This window comes from Granulicella aggregans (genome assembly GCF_025685565.1).
Lineage (GTDB): Bacteria > Acidobacteriota > Terriglobia > Terriglobales > Acidobacteriaceae > Edaphobacter > Edaphobacter aggregans_B.
Genome location: NZ_JAGSYE010000002.1, coordinates 393,747 through 410,455 on the forward strand (window position 1 = coordinate 393,747; position 16,709 = coordinate 410,455).

The window sequence follows — 16,709 nt, forward strand, 5'->3', positions numbered from 1 at the left end:
CTCCCTTCGTTTCATCGGAGGCAGGGCGTTTTCGTGTCTGGATCGTTTATGCTGCTCTACACATTTACTTCGCTCTAGCTTGCTGCTCCGCGCTGTCTTTCCGCTCTATTGCACGACAAACGTCACCGTCGAGGTATGCGACACCGTCGTGCCCGTGGAACTGGTCCCCGTCGCAGTCACATCGACTGTGTAGGTCCCGGGGGTCGTATTCGTAGTTCCCGCAACCGACGAGGAGTTGTCGCCGCACCCTGTCATCATCGATACCGCCCCCAGCGCCAGCACTGCGACGAAGAGCCCGGTCCAACGCCGGCGCCTCGGAACCATCAGCAGCAACATGCAACCAAGCGCAACTCCAGACCCCGCGTACCAGGTCCGCCGAATGGGCTGCGTCGGCTTCTCCAGAGAGGCCGAACCAACCGGCTTCAACCGAAGCCGCCCGCTCCCCGTCTTGGCATTCGCCACATAGGCTGAAAGCGTCAGTGTCGATGTCGCAGGGGTTGTCGACGAAATCGTGACCGTCAACGGCGAGAACGAGTACGTCGCATTCAGGTTGTCCGAAGTACTGGCGGAGAACGTCACCGATCCTGTGAAGCCGTTGACCGGCGTCACCGTGTACAGAACGCCCGATGCATCGGCACCCGACTTCACCGTGACCGTCGTCGTCGCCGGAGTCAAGGTGAAATCACCGGTCGTCGCCGAGGTTACATCGAGGCTCACCGATCCTTTCGACGAGGCATAGACTGCATCGCCTGAGTAAGCTGCCGAGACCGTGTGACTTCCCGATGCAAGCGCGGTCGTGGAAAGCGACAAAGTCGCTACGCCGCTTGCCAGCGACACCGCGCCGCCCGAAGCGACGTTATCCACCAGGAACTGTACTGTTCCGGTCGGTACGGTCGAGTTCGCCGTTCCGCCATTTGCAACCGTCGCTGTAACCGTCACCGCAGTGCCCGCCGTAACTGATGTTGGGCTCAACGTCACCGTCGTCGTTGAAACCTGGGTGCCCGTCGTACCGGACGATATCGGCGTCACCAAACTCCACGTGTTGACAAGGTTATAGGCATCCACCGAACCCCATCCCGTCGCCTGGTCGTAACCGACGTTCGCGCTATAGCCAATGCTCCCACCAGAGGGGCAATCCTTCGTCCCCGCCGTACACGGGCTCGCATTATTGCCGACCGTCACATCATGAAAGTCGGTGTTGTAATACGTGCTGTTCGCCAGCGCATAGATCACCGGATTGGCGTTCCCGATCGACGATCCAATCTTCTGCTCGACAAGCGCCAGAATCGCTGCGAAGGCCGGTGTGGACACCGACGTCCCGCCAACAACATTCAGGTTTCCCGAAGCCGTCCGGAAGCCATTGACGCAGGAACCCTGCGAGCAGAAGAGATATCCATCGTGGTCGGCCGCCGCATTCAACGCCAGATCAGGAACGTCCCTGGCGAAGTCATTGGGCACTCCCGTTCCCGTCTGCCAGTACGGCTTCGTAAAGTACGAGCTGAACCCGCCACCACCCGCGCTCAGGTATCCGCCAGCTGCAATGTCCACCGCAGTCTCGTTCCAAACATTCTCCGGAATGTAGGAGGTCGCCGAGTTGATCACATCGCTCCCCGAAGCCGCCTCCCAGTAAGTGCCGGTTCCCTCGTTGAACATCGTTCCGCCCATACCAGTCACGTACGGCGAACTTGCCGGAAAGTCCACTGCAAGGCCCTGCGTGGCGCTCGTGACTTGATAGTCGCAATCCGTCGCCCCCGAGTCTCCCGCTGGTCCAACGATCGTGATCCCTTGTGCGTTCGCCTGCATGAACAGCGCGTTGTACGACTCCAGAGTCGAAGTGCCTTCATTCGACTCGCAATCTCCATAACTGATCGATGCGATCGGCGCCAGCTTGTTATCGATAATCTGCGTCAGAGAATTGAAGACGTCTGTTGAGTTTACGTACAGGATCGACGCCGAAGGAGCCACCGCACCCGACCACTCAATGTCGAGGTCTGCCTCCGATTCGTCATCTGCCACCCCGTCCGTCAACGGAGTTCCAGGGTCGTTGCCATACAGCTTCACCGTCGGCAAATTCGTGCTCAGTCCCGCAGCCGACCGAAACGCCGTCACGTCCGACAAGCTGATGTCCGTCTGTCCGGCGACTGCTATCGTAATCCCCGTGCCATTGATCGAGCTCGAGAGCAACGGCTTCTCATCGTAGATCGTGTAGAAGTCCCCCGGGGCGACATAGTTGTTGCCGGAGACAGACGATGTGAACTTCGGGCTGGTGATCGCCGGCACCTGGTGTACCCGCAGATGCGGCTTCAGCCGGAAGTCATCAAGCCCGGAGACGCTCCCCACAACACTGGCGATTCCCGCCGGCAAGGTCACTGGAGTTACATTCGCAATATGCTCCTCGCCGTTCACCGAAACCCTGTGGATGCTCGTCTTGAAGGCGGCCTGCGCCTGCGCCACTGTGCCGCTCGCCTGGATAAACGTTCCGCTCCGCGCTACTTCCGTCACCTTGAAGCCCTGTCCGGTCAGCCACTGCGAAACCGTCGCAAGATCGCCGCTGCTCATCCCGAACTTCGCCGCGAACTGTTCCGGCGTCAACCACTGGTGATACTTCGAAGACGCCGGATTCTGCTGGTCCTCTAGCAATTGAATCAGCCCCGCCTTCTGTGCAGCCGTCATCGCGAAGCGCAGCGTGATCGTGCTCAGCGCCTTCGTTCCATCAGCTTCGCCAAGGTCTGTCATTCCGGCGCTGCTCACCTTCGGCGAGACGGAGTGCGCCAAAGCGACTGCCTGTGAACTTCCAACTGCGGCGATCCTGTTTTGTACGGCGGCCTGGGCACCAGGCGCAATCACGCTAAGGCTTGCCAGCGCGGGGAGGAGACGGCGAAACAAAAACTTAAGCATTGGTCGGGCCTCTTAAAGAACTTGTCCCGGATCCCCACGGCCCGGAACCATCCAGCCGTGGCGAATCTTTAGGGAACATCTCACTGAACCCCAGCTGTCCAAAAAGGACTCGCTAGGACCCGTGGTTTCTCTTTTGACCCGTTATGCGACAAATCGTTAGTCGCCTCAGTTTGGCCTCACGCAACCAGGTGAGCTGCATTGGGTGCCCCATCCATCGCGGTCTTATCGCGATGGATGGGTTGAATCACCGCAGAATTACCAGAAAACCACTAGATCGAGTACCGTCCCGCCCTGATCACATGCCCCGCCACCATCCGCTTCAACCCGATCGTATCCGCCGGGTCATGCTTGGCCAGCCGCCGAAGGATCGTCAACTGCGTCCGCAGCATATCGCCCTCCGCCACCGCCGCAATCACCTTCTTCGCCGAGGACTCGACAACCTCCATCGCCCCCGCCGCATAGATCTTCGCCATCGCGACCGCAACGTCCTTATTCGGCCCAGAGCCAGCCTTCCGGGACGAGATCTTCTCCGCCCGCAGAATGCAGCTCTCCATCACAAACACCTGGATAATCATGTCCGCAATCGCCGCCATCACCTCCTGCTCGTCCGCGATTGCCGCCATGTACTTCTGCGTCGCCGCCCCGGCCACAAACAGCGCCAGCTTCTTCGCAGACGCCAGCAACCCGAACTCCTCCGCCAGCGCTCCCTCGCGCTCTTCCTTCTCCACCGGCCCAGCCATCACCTCGTCCATCAGCGTCTTGATCGCTTGCATCAGCGGCAGCTTCCCGCTCATCGCCGACTTCATCAGCCACCCGGTAATAATCAGCCGATTGATCTCGTTCGTCCCCTCAAAGATCCGGTTGATCCGCGCATCGCGATAAGCCCGCTCCGCCGGATACTCCTCCACATACCCATACCCCGCGTAGATCTGCACCACATGGTCGACCACCATATCCAGCATCTCCGAAGCCCACACCTTCACAATGCTGCACTCCACCGCGTAGTTCTCGATCTGCTTCTGGATCGCCTTCGTATCCTTGTGGTCCACATCCGCCAGCGCCTGGTCGATCATCCCCACCGTTCTGTAGCACAGCGCCTCGCCCGCAAAGATCCCGACCGCGCACTCCGCGATCTTCTCCTGGATCAGCCCAAACTCCGAGATCGACTTCCCAAACGCCTTCCGCTCCTTCGCATACCGAATCCCATGCCCAAACGCCTCACGCGCTCCGCCGACCGCCGCCGCACCTAGCTTGAACCGGCCCACATTCAACACGTTGAACGCAATATGCGATCCCTTGCCCACCTCACCCAGCAGGTTCTCGACAGGCACCTTGCAATCCGCCAAAATCAGCGGGCAAGTCGAAGACCCGCGAATCCCCAGCTTGTGCTCCTCCTTCCCAACGGAGAATCCCGGCGTCCCCCGCTCCACCAGGAATGCCGTCAGCTTCTCTTCCCCAGCCTTTTCGCCATCCGGAATCGCGCACTTCGCAAACACCGTATAGATGTCCGCGAACCCGCCATTGGTGATCCACATCTTCTCGCCATTGATCGTGTAGTGCGTGCCATCCTCGCTCAGCACCGCGCGGCTGCGCGGATTCATCGCATCCGACCCCGACGTTGACTCCGACAACGCATACGCCCCTATAAACTCACCCGAAGCCAGCTTCGGCAGATACTTCTTCTTCTGCGCCTCCGTCCCGTACCAGACAATCGGCAACGTCCCAATCCCCACATGCGCCGAGAACGCGACCGAAAAGCTCCCCTGCTTCGCAATATTGTCCGCGATGATCGCCGAGGTCACCTTGTCCATCTCCAGCCCGCCATACTCCTCCGGAATATCCACCGAAGTAAGCCCCAGCTCCGACGCCTCCTTGATCAGCCTTCGCGTCACCGCGAACTCCTTCGCCTCAATGGCGTCGCTCACCGGCACAATCTCATTCGCCGCGAACTTGGCGGTAGTCTCAGCGATCTGCTTCTGTTCTTCTGTAAAGTCCTCCGGAAAGAAGCAATCCGCCGGAACAGCATCCGAGATAAGAAACGCGCCGCCAGCAATCTTCTTAGCGGTAGGGATAGGTGCGGTCATAGTAGCCATCGTGTAACTCCTCAACAATCCGAAGCTTCGTCAGTACTTTGTTTGTCATTCCCGGAGGGAATCTGCTTTTTTGCTTACGCTCTGTATCAATCAAACTCAGCAAAATGGCTTCCGATGTCGCTATGCAACTTCACTTCACCTTCTCCGGGCCTCTTTGGATTCCACAACACCGTCGCAAATCTTCCCTTCTTATCGGAAAGCCACATTTCAAGCTCAGCGCGGTCCGGTGTGGGACGCGAGGCCGGAAGCCAAACATCAAACGGGCTACCGCCCGCGATATAACGCACCTCAGCTTCGGCTCGATAGTAGAGAGTCGCCGGCTTTGCCTCACCAGCTCCAGTTGCATAGGCCGTAACTACCCTCGTGCCAATAACCTCGACATCAACAGGATTCCAACCTGGATGAGCCGTTAGCGCAGAGCGGCGATAGGCAACGGAGAAGGGCAACGCAAGGATCATCACGATCGCAACTCCCGCAATCGCTAACAGCCAAACTGGTCGTTTACTATTGCCTCCCCATTTGCCTCTACGGATCATCTGTCTAGCTAGCCCTCTCAAATATCCCAGCCGCGCCCATCCCACCACCAACACACATCGTCACAATCCCATACTTCACACCCCGCCGAGGCATCTCCCGCAACAAAGTCGCCGTCAACTTAGCCCCCGTACATCCCAGAGGATGCCCCAGAGCAATCGCCCCACCATTCACATTCACCTTCGCCGGATCGATCCCCAGCACCTTCAGCACCGCCAGCGACTGCGCCGCGAACGCCTCGTTCAACTCGAACAGCCCAATGTCCTCCAGCGACAGCCCCGCCATCTTCAACACCTTCGGAATCGCATGAATCGGCCCAATGCCCATCTCCTCCGGATCACACCCGGCATACGCGAACGCCACAAACTTCGCCATCGGCGCAATCCCCAGCGCCGCCGCCCGAGCCGCCGACATCACCACCGCCGCAGCCGCTCCATCCGACGTCTGCGAAGAGTTCCCCGCCGTCACCGTCCCCTTCGCATGAAACACCGGCTTCAACTTCGCCAGCGCCTCCAGCGAAGTATCCGCCCTCGGCCCCTCATCCTTGCTGAATACAGCCTCCGACGTAACAGCCTTCGCCTTGCCCTTCTCATTACTCACCGCAGAACTTGTAACCAAAACCGGCACAATCTCATCATCGAACTTTCCGCCCTCAATCGCCGCCAGCGCCTTCTGGTGCGACTCATACGAAAACTGGTCCATCGCCTCCCGCGTAATGCCGTAGTGCGTCGCCACCCGCTCCGCCGTCAGCCCCATCGACATATAACTTCCCGGATAGTTCTCCATCAACCACGGATTGATCGAAATCTTGTTCCCGCCAAACGGAATATAAGACATGCTCTCCGTCCCACCCGCAACAATCACATCCGCACCACCCCCGCGAATCCTGTCCGCCGCAATCGCAATCGACTGCAACCCCGAAGCGCAGTACCGATTGATCGTCATCCCCGACGCCGTAATCGGCAGCCCCGCGCGGAAGCTCGCCACCCGAGCGACGTTCATCCCCTGCTCCGCCTCCGGCATCGCGCAGCCCAGGATCACGTCCTCCACCTCGGCCTTATCCAACTGCGGCACCCGCGCCAGCGCCCCCTGAATCGCAAACGCCGCCAGATCATCGGGCCGCGTAGTCTTCAAAGTCCCCCTCGGAGCCTTCCCCACCGCCGTCCGCACCGCCGAAACAATCACCACATCATTCATGACAACTCCAATTGCGACTAAACCCCGTCATCGCCGACCTAAACCCTCGTCGCCGCTGCCAAACCCTTGTCATCCTTCGCGAAGCGGAGGATCTGCTTTTGCCTTCCTACTCCCTATTCCCTACTCCCTGCCTCTCAGTTCCTCAGCGGTTTCCCCGTCTTCAAAGTAAACGCGATCCTCTCCTGCGTCTTCTTCTCTCCGCACAGACTCAAAAATGCCTCCCGCTCCAGGTCCAGCAGATACTGCTCACTCACCAGCGTCCCCGGCGTCACCTTGCCGCCACACAAAATCCGCGCCGCCCAGTTCGCCACCTTCGCGTCATGCTCGGAGATGAAGCCACCCTCGCGCATCGTCCACACCGCCAGCTTCAACGTCGCCAGCGCATTCTCTCCGGGAGCAGCAATATCCCCTCGCATCACCGGCGCCGAATAGCCCGCATCCACCAGCGCCCGAGCCTTCAACTTCGCATCCGTCAGCAACCGATCGCGATTCATCGTCACCCCATCGGTCTTCTGCAAATATCCTAGCGACCGTGCCTCCGCAGCAGAGGTCGACACCTTTGCCATAGCAATCGTCTCGAAGTTCTTCTTCAGCGCTTCAAAGATCTCGACACCTTCAGCCCGCCCATCCGGACGAATACTCTGCCCCGCCTCAATCGAACGTATGGTCAGCTCCTTGCATCCGCCGCCGCCCGGAATCAACCCCACGCCCGTCTCCACCAACCCCATATACAACTCGGCGTGAGCCTGCCGCGCCGCCGCATGAATCGATATCTCCACCCCACCGCCCAGACACATCCCATACGGCGCAACCACCACCGGACGCGGGCAGAACTTGATCGCCTGCGTCATGTTCTGGAAGCCGCGCACCATCATGTCGACTTCGTCCCACTCCTCCTCCTGCACGCCCAGCAGAAGCTGCATAAGATTCGCGCCCACAGAAAAATTCGCTGAGTCCCCCGAGATCACGAACGCCTCAAAGTCATTGACCGTCGTACTCCCCGGCTTCAGCGTCTGCGTAATCAGACTCACAATATCGCCGCCCAGCGCGTTCATCTTCGAGTGCAGCTCAATCCCAGCGACCCCATCGCCAAGATCGACAACTGACGCCCCAGGATTCTTCTTCACCACGCCATGCGCCTTCTTGATCACACCGAATGACGTGACGCCTTCAGCCACCGGGACAGCCTTGTACCCGCCGGACGCCGGATCAAAGTACAGTCGCCCGGAAGCCACCGTTGCATCATCGCGATACCAGCTCTCCCCACCCGCAGCCAACAGCTTCTCCACATTCGCAGCCACCGGCAGCCCCGCCGCCCGCATCTTCTCGGTAGTCGCCTTCACCCCTGCGGCATCGAACATCTCAAACGGTCCAAGCTCCCAATTGAACCCCGCCTTCATCGCCGCATCGATCTCGACGATCGAATCCGCAATGGCGTTCCCCACCGGCGGCACACGATTCGCCGCATACGTAAACAACTCCGTCAACAGCGGCCAATAAAACGCCGCCGCCTTGTCCTTCGTCGCATCGCCATGCAAGAGCTGTGCAATTCGCTTCGGCGTCGAATCCACATTCTTCGCCATCTCAATCGCCTGAAACTTCGGCCGCACACTCGGCCCATACTCAAGCGTCTTCCAATCCAGCACCAGGCGGATGTCACGCCCCTGCTCGTCCCTGCCTTCTTTCTTGTAGAACCCCTGTTTGGCCTTATCACCCAGCCACTTCTTCTCGAGCATCGTCGAGATGAACGGAGCCAGCCCCACATCCGGGCGTTCGTCCTCGATCGAAGCCGCCTTAGCGGAAAAATTCGTCGCAACATGCGCCAGCACATCCACGCCAACCAGATCGCCCAAACGGAACGTCCCCGTCTTCGGCCATCCCAGCGCCGAACCGGTCAGCGTATCCACCTCTTCGATCGTCAGCCCCTGCGCCATCATCAGCCGAATCGCGTTCCCCATCGAGAACGTCCCAATCCGGTTCGCGATAAAGTTCGGCGTATCGTTCGACCGCACAATCGTCTTGCCCAGCCGCATATCGCAGAAGTGCGAGATAGCGGCAACATCGTCCGCGCTGGTCTTCACCGTTGGGATAATCTCCAGCAGGCGCATGTATCTCGGCGGATTGAAAAAATGCGTCCCGAAGAAGTGGCTCGCCGCCTCATCCGACAGCGTCGCCGCAATCGACCCAATCGGAATCCCCGAAGTATTCGAGGTCAAGATCGACCCCGGCCTCCGATGCTCCTCCACCCGCTTCAGTAGAGCCGCCTTGATCTCCAGGTTCTCCGCAACCACTTCAATAATCCAGTCGCAGTCTTTGATCAGCTCTAAGTCATCCTCAAAGTTCCCCACCGTAATCAGCCGAGCGCTCTCCAACGCGTAGAACGCGGTCGGCTTCGACTTCTTCAGCCCGTCCATCGCCGCCAGCACAAACTTATCTCGCTCCGGCTTGCTCGCCTCGCTGCCCAATCCCGGCGGCACAATATCCAGCAACACCATCGGAACGCCCGCATTTGCCACATGCGCGGCAATCCGCGACCCCATCGTTCCCGCGCCCAGAACGGCAACCCTGCGAATCTGCCTGCCCAAACCAGCCATGCCCACACTCCACCTAACGCAGCGAAGCATACTGAATGGTCATTCATTCCGTCAAGTGAAGCTCTCGTAAAGAACCCGTCCACCGTTTGTGGGACGGTCGAAATCACTCCAAACGACTACAGTGATCCGAGATATCAGCCAACTTCCGCTGAGGATCGGCACACCCGTGAAGTTCACCTACATCGCTTTAGCAACAGGCTTCTCTCTTTACCTGGCGTTCGGTGTAGCCGGCAGAGCGCTCCCACATACGCCTGCGCCGCTGGTCCTGGCCAGCCACGGCTTGGCGATCGTATGCCTGCTCAGTTGTGCCTTGTCTCTCAATCACTCAAAGGCAGCTTTCATCGTGCTGGCCCCGGGGATCACGCTCTATACCGTTCTTGCGTTCCACGATTTGGCTGTGAGCCACGGAGACAAGAACAATCTGCTCAGGTTCACCCTGAAGCTCTCCTGCACCGTCTGCGGCTGTCTCGCTGCCGCGACCCGTGAGGAGAAGGAGGAGGAAGAACGCAACCGGGACATGTCGGATTCGATCGAACGAGATCTTACTTACCCGGCAACCCGACCTCCCGGCGCATAAGAAAGCAGAAAATCCCTTCTAACGGCCAGACGCAGATCTGGTCATGGCCCACCCCCAGGCCACGCGCCGCCAATCAATCAGGACAAGGCGATTAAGCGACGACAGACAGACGCGCACCGAGAGCCAGCAACGCGCTCGCCTGCGACGTCGTCGAGGTTGTCGTCGACGTCGTAGTGCCAAGGTCCTCGGCAACGATTGTCTCGGGCAGCCCAACCGTTGTAGCAATCTGCGCGGCCGAATGTCCCTGCGCGGCAAGCTGCTTGATCTGGTCCGCCTCAGTCGGCTTGGGAGCCGGCTTTGGCGCAGGAGCGGCGTCGAAGTTCGTCTGATTGGAAGAGACTGCGGAGATCGAAAAGGACATTTCTCACCTCGTGGGCGAAACAAGTCAGTTCCTATCGGCAATACCAGAACAAATGTTCAACGCTTTCACCGCAAACTTCCACTAACCATCCCCCAACTACCCGCACTCATCGAGCGGAGCGGCCGATCCACTTGTCCACGATGGGCACAGAGTAGCTGAGAATCCGATCAATCAGCGGTTCAATGTTCACGTCGGAGAGCAACATCTCACGATGAACTGCCTTGATAAATCCTTCAGAGACGCCCTTGTCCGCCATCTCGAGAAGCGGATCGTAATATCCGTTCGCGTTGAGCAAAGCACACGGCTTTCGCTGCAACCCTAGCTGTGTCCAGGTCAAGATCTCGCAGAACTCGTCCCAGGTTCCGTAGCCCCCGGGAAGTGCGATAAAGGCGTCGGAGAGATCGGCCATCATGGCCTTCCGCTCATGCATCGATCCAACCACCCTCAGCTCCGTAAGCCCGTTGTGAGCCACTTCCTTGTCCACCAGCGCCTGCGGAATCACACCCGTCACGTGACCACCCGAGTGCAGGCAGGCATCCGCGACGGCACCCATCAGTCCGACATTTCCACCACCATAAACAAGCCCTATCCCGCGCGCCGCAAGCAGGCGGCCCGTCGCCTCAGCCGCTTCCCGATACACTGGAAGGGATCCAGAGCTGGAGCCGCAAAACACACAGATTCTTCGAATCATCCCCAGATTTTACCGGCAGATCCACTCCCCAGGTCACCAACACAAATATGGATGCAAAAACGTTATCGATCCCCATCTTCGACGGCCATAACGACGCCGTTCACCTCATCCGCGAGTTCAAATCCGACGGCATCGACTTCCTCGCCACAAACACCACCGGCCACCTCGATCTTCCCCGTGCCCGGCAGGGCGGAATGATCGGCGGCTTCTTCGCCCTCTGGGTCCCTGCGGAAAATCCCCGAGAAAACACACTTACCCAGACGAATACCAGCTACGCCGTCCGAATGGCCGAGCCCCTCGACCCCGCCTACGCACGACGCGATACAACTCGGCAATTAGTCGCGTTGAAGTCCCTCGAAGCCCGCTCCGAGGGCGCAATCCGAATTGCCATAAACCTAGCGGAGTTGGAGCAGTCCCACCAGGACGGTACTTTCTCGATGCTCCTGCACCTCGAAGGCGCGGAAGCCATCGGCCCCGAACTCACCGAGCTTGACGACCTCTACAGCCAGGGCCTCCGCAGCCTCGGCCCCGTCTGGAGCCGTCCCAACCTCTTCGGCCACGGCGTCCCCTTCGCCTTCCCCAGCTCGCCCGACACCGGCCCCGGCCTCACTCCCGCCGGCTTCGACCTCATCCGCGGCTGCAACCGTCTCGGCGTCATGATCGACCTCTCCCACCTCAACGAACGCGGTTTCTGGGACGTCGCCAAGACCACATCAGCGCCCTTGGTCGCCACCCACACCTGCGCTCACGCCCTCTGTCCCACAGCCCGCAACCTCACCGACCGCCAACTCGACGCCATCCGCGACTCCGACGGCATCGTCGGAGTCAATCTCTCCGTCAATGATCTCCGCCCCGACGCCAACCGCAACGCCGATGTCTCCCTCGACGCCGTCGTCCGCCAGTTCAGCTACCTCACCGAACGCCTCGGCATCGACCGCGTCGCCCTCGGCTCCGACTTCGACGGCGCAACCCTCCCCTCCGCCATCGGCGACGCCAGCGGCCTGCCACGGCTCATCAAAGCCCTCAGCGCTCACGGCTTCGACGAAGCCTCCCTGCATAAGATCGGTCACGAAAACTGGAGGCGCGTCCTTCGCCTCACCCTGCACTGAGTCCTGAAGCGTCTAACCAGAGACCTCACGCCCATCAATCGCGTATCTTAGGTAAATCATTTCGGAGGTGCATCTGTTGCGTTTGCGTCATCTCGCCGCTGCTTTGTTCGGAACCATCCTCGCCGTAGCCCCTCTTCTTGCCCAGGACCTCGCCAGCTTTGAAAAGCGCACCACCGTCAAAGTGCTGCCCAACGGCCTCACTTTGATCGTCTGCGAGCGCCCCACCGCCCCCGTCTTCAGCTACTACACGCTGGTCGACGCTGGCTCAGCCGACGATCCACAAGGTGCAAGCGGCCTCGCACACATGTTCGAGCACATGGCCTTCAAGGGCACCACCGAAATCGGCACCACCGACTACCCTGCCGAAAAACTCGCCCTGGCCAAAGTCGAGATCGCCTACGCCGACTACGACGCAGAGCTCCGCAATCTCGTGCATCAAGACCCCGCCAAACTCGAATCCCTGCACAAAGTCTTCCTCGCCGCCCAGGCCGAGGCTGAAAAGTTCGTCATCCCCAACCAGTTCTCCGAGCTCGCGGAACAGAATGGCGCTGTCGGCCTGAACGCCTCCACCAGCGAAGACTCCACCCAGTTCTTCTGGTCCATGCCCTCCAACCGCCTCGAGCTCTGGGCCTACATGGAAAGCTCTCGCCTCGCCCACCCTGTCGAGCGCGAGTTCTACAAGGAGCGCGACGTCGTCCAGGAAGAGCGCCGCATGCGCATCGACTCCTCCCCCACCGGCCGTATGGTCGAACAGTTCCTCGCCACCGCCTACGTCGCCCATCCTTACGGCCGCAGTGGCGTCGGCTGGGAGAGCGAGATCAGCCAGGTTACCGCAACCGAAGCCGACGCCTTCCACAAAAAATATTACGTCCCCGCCAACATCGTCATCGCCGTCGTCGGCGACGTGAAGGCAAGCGAGACGATGCCTGTCCTTGAAAAGTACTTCGGCCCCATTCCCGCTGGCCCCAAGCCCGAAGCAATGACGACCATCGAGCCACCACAGTTCGCCGAGAAGTCCGTCATCATCCGCGAAGCCACGCAGCCCTTTTACATCGAGGGCTACCATCGCCCCGACTACCGCGACCCCGACGACTCCGCCTACGACGCCATCTCCGACATCTTCTCGAACGGCCGCACCGCACGCCTCTACCGTGCCCTCGTCCGCGATCAGGGCATCGCCGCCGAGGCCGAAGGCTTCAGTGGCTTCCCCGGCGACAAGTACCCCGGCCTCTTCGCCGTCTACGCCGTCCCGTTGCCCGGCCACACCCCAGCGCAGATGCGCGACGCCATCCACAAACAGCTCGACCTCCTGAAGACCACCGACATCACCGACGAAGAGCTCGCCCGCTTCAAGACCCGCGCCCGCGCCGACCTCCTCCGCGGCCTCGCCGACAACGAAGGCCTCGCCCACCAGCTAGCCGAGTACCAGACCCGCTTCGGCGACTGGCGTCAACTCTTCCGCGACCTCGACAAGATCGACGCCGTCACCAAAGCCGATGTTCGCCGCGTAGCCAACAAGATCTTCATGGAAAGCAACCGCACCAGCGCCCAGATCGACTTCGTGCCTCCCACCGAAAAAGCCGCAGCCAGCAAAGGAGGTGCCCAGTGAACCTATTCAATCGCCGCACTTCCAACATCTCTAAAAACCTTGTCATCCTTCGCGAAGCGGAGGATCTGCTTTCTTTCTTATTCAGAGGAAACGTCATCTCGACCGAGCAACGCGAGCGGAGAGACCCCCGCATCTCGCCCGTAGCGCCACCAACCCCGGGTGCCCCATCCATGGCTCGCCTTTGGCCATGGGTGGGTCTAGCCACCGCTCTCCTCGTAGCCAACACCGCTCAGCCCCAATCCCCCGAACCCTGGAAGTCCATCCCAATCCCGCCCCTGCACGCCTTCAAGCCCCAGGCCCCCACCCGCCTCGAGCTCCCCAACGGCCTCGTCATCTTCCTCCAGGAAGACCACGAACTTCCCTTCATCAGCGGAACCATCCTGATCCGAGGCGGCAGCCGCGACGAGCCCGCCAATAAAGTAGGCCTGGTCTCCCTTTACGGCCAAACCTGGCGCACCAGCGGCACCGCCACCGCCGATGGCGACCTACTCGACGACCGCCTCGAAGCCAAGGCCGCCAACATTGAAACCGGCGGAGGCGTCGCCCTCACCACCATGAGCTGGTCGAGCCTCAAGAGCGACTTCGACTCCGTCTTCGCCACCACAGTCGATCTCCTCCTGCATCCCGTCTTCAAGGAAGACAAGCTACAACTGGCCAAGTCGCAAATGGAAGCCGGCATCGCCCGCCGCAACGACGACGCCAGCGGCATAGCCGCCCGCGAAGCCAGCATCCTCGTCTACGGACCAAAAAGCTCCTATGGCCGCGAAGCCCAGTACGCCACCGTCGACGCCGTCACCCTCGCCGACCTCAAGAACTGGCACGACACCACCGTCATCCCCAACAACATGATCCTCGCCGTCTCCGGCGACTTCGACAGCGCCGCCATGGAGGCCAAACTCCGCGCCACCTTCGGCCCGCTCGCCCGCGGCAAAGCCACGCCGAAGTTCAAATCCGACTTCACTGGCCCCAAACCCGGCGTCTACGTCGTCGATAAGAAGGACGTAAACCAATCCAACGTCGCCATCCTCGGCCTCGGCACCGAGCGCAGCAATCCCGACTTCTACGCCCTCAGCGTCATGAACGAGATCTTCTCCGGCGGCTTCGGCTCGCGCCTCTTCCAGGAAGTCCGCACCAAACTCGGCCTCGCCTACCAGGTCAGCGGAAGCTACGGTGCCTCCTACGACCACCCCGGCGTCTTCGAAGTCACTGCTTCCACCAAGAGCGCCAGCACCGTCGCCGCCACCCAGGCAATGCTCGACGAGATCGGCAAGCTGAAGACCGTCCCTCCCACCGCCGACGAACTCCGCAAAGCGAAGGACGAGCAGCTCAACTCCTTCATCTTCCGCTACGACTCACCTGACAAGACCCTGAACGAGCAGGTAACCCTCGCCTTCTTCGGCTACCCCAAAGACTTCCTCGAAAAGTACAAGACCGGCATCGAATCCGTCACCGCCGCCGACGTCTCCCGCGTAGCCAACAAGTACATCGATGCTTCCAAGCTAGCCATCCTCGTAGTCGGCAACCAGTCCGAGATGACCACGCCCATCACCACGTTGGGCAAAGTCACCACGCTCGACATCACCATCCCCGGCACCCCGCCGGGAGGCCCGCCCCAGCAGTAGCCGTCTCTTTTTGTTTGTCATTCCCGAAGGGAATCTGCTGTTGCACTTCGGCTAATCGTTCGCCCCATAACCCCACCCTTGTCATCCTTCGCATTCATCCATCACAGCTTCATCGTGATGGATGAATGCGGAGGATCTGCTTCTCGCCGCAGCACCGCGTAGCAGTTACCCGCATCTCACCTCGAAGCGAAACGTCATCTCGACCGGAGCGAAGCGGAGTGGAGAGACCCCCCGCATTGTTCTTTCGTCCCCACTACCTCTTCCCCTTCTTCTTCACCTCCTCATACTGAAACACCTCCTCCAAACCCACCCCAAACACATTCGCAATCCGAAAAGCCGTCTCCAGCGACGGCGAATACTTATCGCCCTCAATCGCAATCACCGTCTGCCGAGTCAGCTCAATCCTGTCGGCAAGCTGCTGCTGGGTCATCTCATGCACCGCCCGCAGATCGCGCACCTTATTCCGAATGCCGCCCATTAGATCGACCTCCGGTACGCCACCAACTGCGTCACAATCTTCACCAGCTCCGAGATCACCACCATCCCCAGAAACGCGCTCAGGAAGTGCAGCCCCATGTGGTTCGGGTTCAGATGGCCATCCACAGCATGGAGCCAGAGCAGCGCCATCCCGCCAAGGATCAACGTCACCAGCACAAAGTAAGCATTGCGATACCCCATCCCGGCAATCTGCCGGTCCCGCTCATCGGTGATGCGGTTGCGCGTGATGATGGCGATGATCGTCTGCAAAACAATATGCGCCACGATCAACAGGATGATCGTCCCCACAATGCTCGTAAGCGTAGTGGGATGGTGCATCACGTAGACGAAGTAAGGAATGTAAACCAGCAAGTCCGCGGCCAGCGTGCCGTAAAGCGACTTCTCCTGATACGAAAGCGTAGACATCGGCAATCTCCATGTCAGAAATGTTTGACATGGAGAACTGTATCCGCCCCGTAACGCGATGTCAAACATTTCTTACACTGCCAGCCACACACATTCCACCTTCTTTCTCATTCCCTCCCTTTGTTCTCTTCCTTTGCTTGTTCCCTTCCTTTGTTTGTTCCCTTCCTTTTTGCTTGTCATTCCCGAAGGGAATCTGCGTTTGCTGCTGCTGTTGTCTGTTCCTCTTGTTTGTCATTCCCGGAGGGAATCTGCTTTTGTCTCAATAGGAGACACCCACCAATTCGGGTGCCCCATCCATGGCTCGCACTTGGCCATGGGTGGGATCAAGGCCACCGCCTGATCCAATTCTGCAATCGTCATCTCGAGCGGAGCATCGCAGCATCATCGCGATGCGTAGTGGAGAGACCCCCGCATTGGCACTTGCATTTGCCTTTCTCCTTACCGTTGCTGGCCCTCGCTCGTTCTTCTTCAAAGAGGTCGAAGGATCTGCCCTTACCTCCGCTTCTAGGTAAGCCAAGGCT

The 16,709-nt window shown here is 59.8% G+C and carries 13 protein-coding genes; 4 read left to right on the plus strand and 9 right to left on the minus strand.

Annotated features, from left to right (window positions below):
• Positions 1–105: 105 nt before the first annotated feature.
• The 5 genes from OHL18_RS11155 to OHL18_RS11175 form a co-directional block, all read right to left on the minus strand.
• Positions 106–2,898 (minus strand): protease pro-enzyme activation domain-containing protein, encoded by a 2,793-nt coding sequence (locus tag OHL18_RS11155; RefSeq protein WP_263374934.1) that lies wholly within the window; start codon positions 2,896–2,898, stop codon positions 106–108.
• Between the two features lie 269 nt (positions 2,899–3,167).
• Positions 3,168–4,991, minus strand: a complete 1,824-nt coding sequence (locus OHL18_RS11160) for an acyl-CoA dehydrogenase family protein (protein ID WP_263374935.1) — start codon at positions 4,989–4,991, stop codon at positions 3,168–3,170.
• Positions 4,992–5,077: 86 nt separating this feature from the next.
• Positions 5,078–5,452, minus strand: coding sequence for a hypothetical protein (locus OHL18_RS11165; protein WP_263374936.1), 375 nt, complete (start codon positions 5,450–5,452; stop codon positions 5,078–5,080).
• Positions 5,453–5,531: 79 nt separating this feature from the next.
• Entirely contained in the window at positions 5,532–6,722 is a 1,191-nt protein-coding gene (locus OHL18_RS11170) for an acetyl-CoA C-acyltransferase (RefSeq protein WP_263374937.1), read from the minus strand.
• A gap of 134 nt (positions 6,723–6,856) precedes the next feature.
• Entirely contained in the window at positions 6,857–9,316 is a 2,460-nt protein-coding gene (locus OHL18_RS11175; RefSeq protein WP_263374938.1) for a 3-hydroxyacyl-CoA dehydrogenase/enoyl-CoA hydratase family protein, read from the minus strand.
• A 166-nt stretch (positions 9,317–9,482) separates the two neighbouring features.
• Here OHL18_RS11175 and OHL18_RS11180 point away from each other — a divergent pair, with 166 nt between their 5' ends.
• Positions 9,483–9,893 carry a hypothetical protein gene (locus OHL18_RS11180; protein WP_263374939.1) on the plus strand — a complete coding sequence of 137 codons (411 nt, stop codon included), beginning with the start codon at positions 9,483–9,485 and terminating at the stop codon, positions 9,891–9,893.
• A gap of 91 nt (positions 9,894–9,984) precedes the next feature.
• Here the strand turns inward: OHL18_RS11180 and OHL18_RS11185 are convergent, their stop codons facing one another.
• A complete protein-coding gene (locus OHL18_RS11185) occupies positions 9,985–10,254 on the minus strand; it encodes a hypothetical protein (RefSeq protein ID WP_263374940.1) in 270 nt (89 codons plus the stop codon).
• 106 nt (positions 10,255–10,360) lie between these two features.
• Complete coding sequence (locus tag OHL18_RS11190) at positions 10,361–10,945, minus strand: LOG family protein (RefSeq protein ID WP_263374941.1); 585 nt, start codon at positions 10,943–10,945, stop codon at positions 10,361–10,363.
• A gap of 47 nt (positions 10,946–10,992) precedes the next feature.
• On the opposite strand from OHL18_RS11190, the gene OHL18_RS11195 reads away from it, so the two are divergent.
• The 3 genes from OHL18_RS11195 to OHL18_RS11205 all read left to right on the plus strand — a co-directional run bounded on the left by OHL18_RS11195 (position 10,993) and on the right by OHL18_RS11205 (position 15,285).
• Entirely contained in the window at positions 10,993–12,054 is a 1,062-nt protein-coding gene (locus OHL18_RS11195; protein WP_263374942.1) for a dipeptidase, read from the plus strand.
• A 67-nt stretch (positions 12,055–12,121) separates the two neighbouring features.
• Positions 12,122–13,663, plus strand: a complete 1,542-nt coding sequence (locus OHL18_RS11200; protein ID WP_396274362.1) for a M16 family metallopeptidase — start codon at positions 12,122–12,124, stop codon at positions 13,661–13,663.
• Positions 13,660–15,285 (plus strand): M16 family metallopeptidase, encoded by a 1,626-nt coding sequence (locus OHL18_RS11205; RefSeq protein ID WP_263374944.1) that lies wholly within the window; start codon positions 13,660–13,662, stop codon positions 15,283–15,285. Before OHL18_RS11200 ends, OHL18_RS11205 begins: the two co-directional genes overlap by 4 nt.
• A 253-nt stretch (positions 15,286–15,538) precedes the next feature.
• Here OHL18_RS11205 and OHL18_RS11210 read toward each other — a convergent pair whose 3' ends face one another.
• Together OHL18_RS11210 and OHL18_RS11215 are read right to left on the minus strand one after the other, a co-directional pair.
• Positions 15,539–15,763: a helix-turn-helix transcriptional regulator gene (locus OHL18_RS11210; RefSeq protein ID WP_184216623.1), complete on the minus strand. Its 225-nt coding sequence runs from the start codon at positions 15,761–15,763 to the stop codon at positions 15,539–15,541.
• On the minus strand, positions 15,763–16,188 hold the full coding sequence (locus OHL18_RS11215; protein WP_263374945.1) for a hypothetical protein: 426 nt from the start codon (positions 16,186–16,188) through the stop codon (positions 15,763–15,765). The genes OHL18_RS11210 and OHL18_RS11215 overlap by 1 nt, the downstream gene beginning before the upstream one ends.
• Positions 16,189–16,709: the final 521 nt, after the last annotated feature.

Coding starts and splice junctions, on each gene's coding strand:
- OHL18_RS11155 (WP_263374934.1), bottom strand. CDS start 2,898: ATGCTTAAGTTTTTGTTTCGCCGTCTCCTCCCCGCGCTGGCAAGCCTT.
- OHL18_RS11160 (WP_263374935.1), bottom strand. CDS start 4,991: ATGGCTACTATGACCGCACCTATCCCTACCGCTAAGAAGATTGCTGGC.
- OHL18_RS11170 (WP_263374937.1), bottom strand. CDS start 6,722: ATGAATGATGTGGTGATTGTTTCGGCGGTGCGGACGGCGGTGGGGAAG.
- OHL18_RS11175 (WP_263374938.1), bottom strand. CDS start 9,316: ATGGCTGGTTTGGGCAGGCAGATTCGCAGGGTTGCCGTTCTGGGCGCG.
- OHL18_RS11185 (WP_263374940.1), bottom strand. CDS start 10,254: ATGTCCTTTTCGATCTCCGCAGTCTCTTCCAATCAGACGAACTTCGAC.
- OHL18_RS11190 (WP_263374941.1), bottom strand. CDS start 10,945: ATGATTCGAAGAATCTGTGTGTTTTGCGGCTCCAGCTCTGGATCCCTT.
- OHL18_RS11195 (WP_263374942.1), top strand. CDS start 10,993: ATGGATGCAAAAACGTTATCGATCCCCATCTTCGACGGCCATAACGAC.
- OHL18_RS11210 (WP_184216623.1), bottom strand. CDS start 15,763: ATGGGCGGCATTCGGAATAAGGTGCGCGATCTGCGGGCGGTGCATGAG.
- OHL18_RS11215 (WP_263374945.1), bottom strand. CDS start 16,188: ATGTCTACGCTTTCGTATCAGGAGAAGTCGCTTTACGGCACGCTGGCC.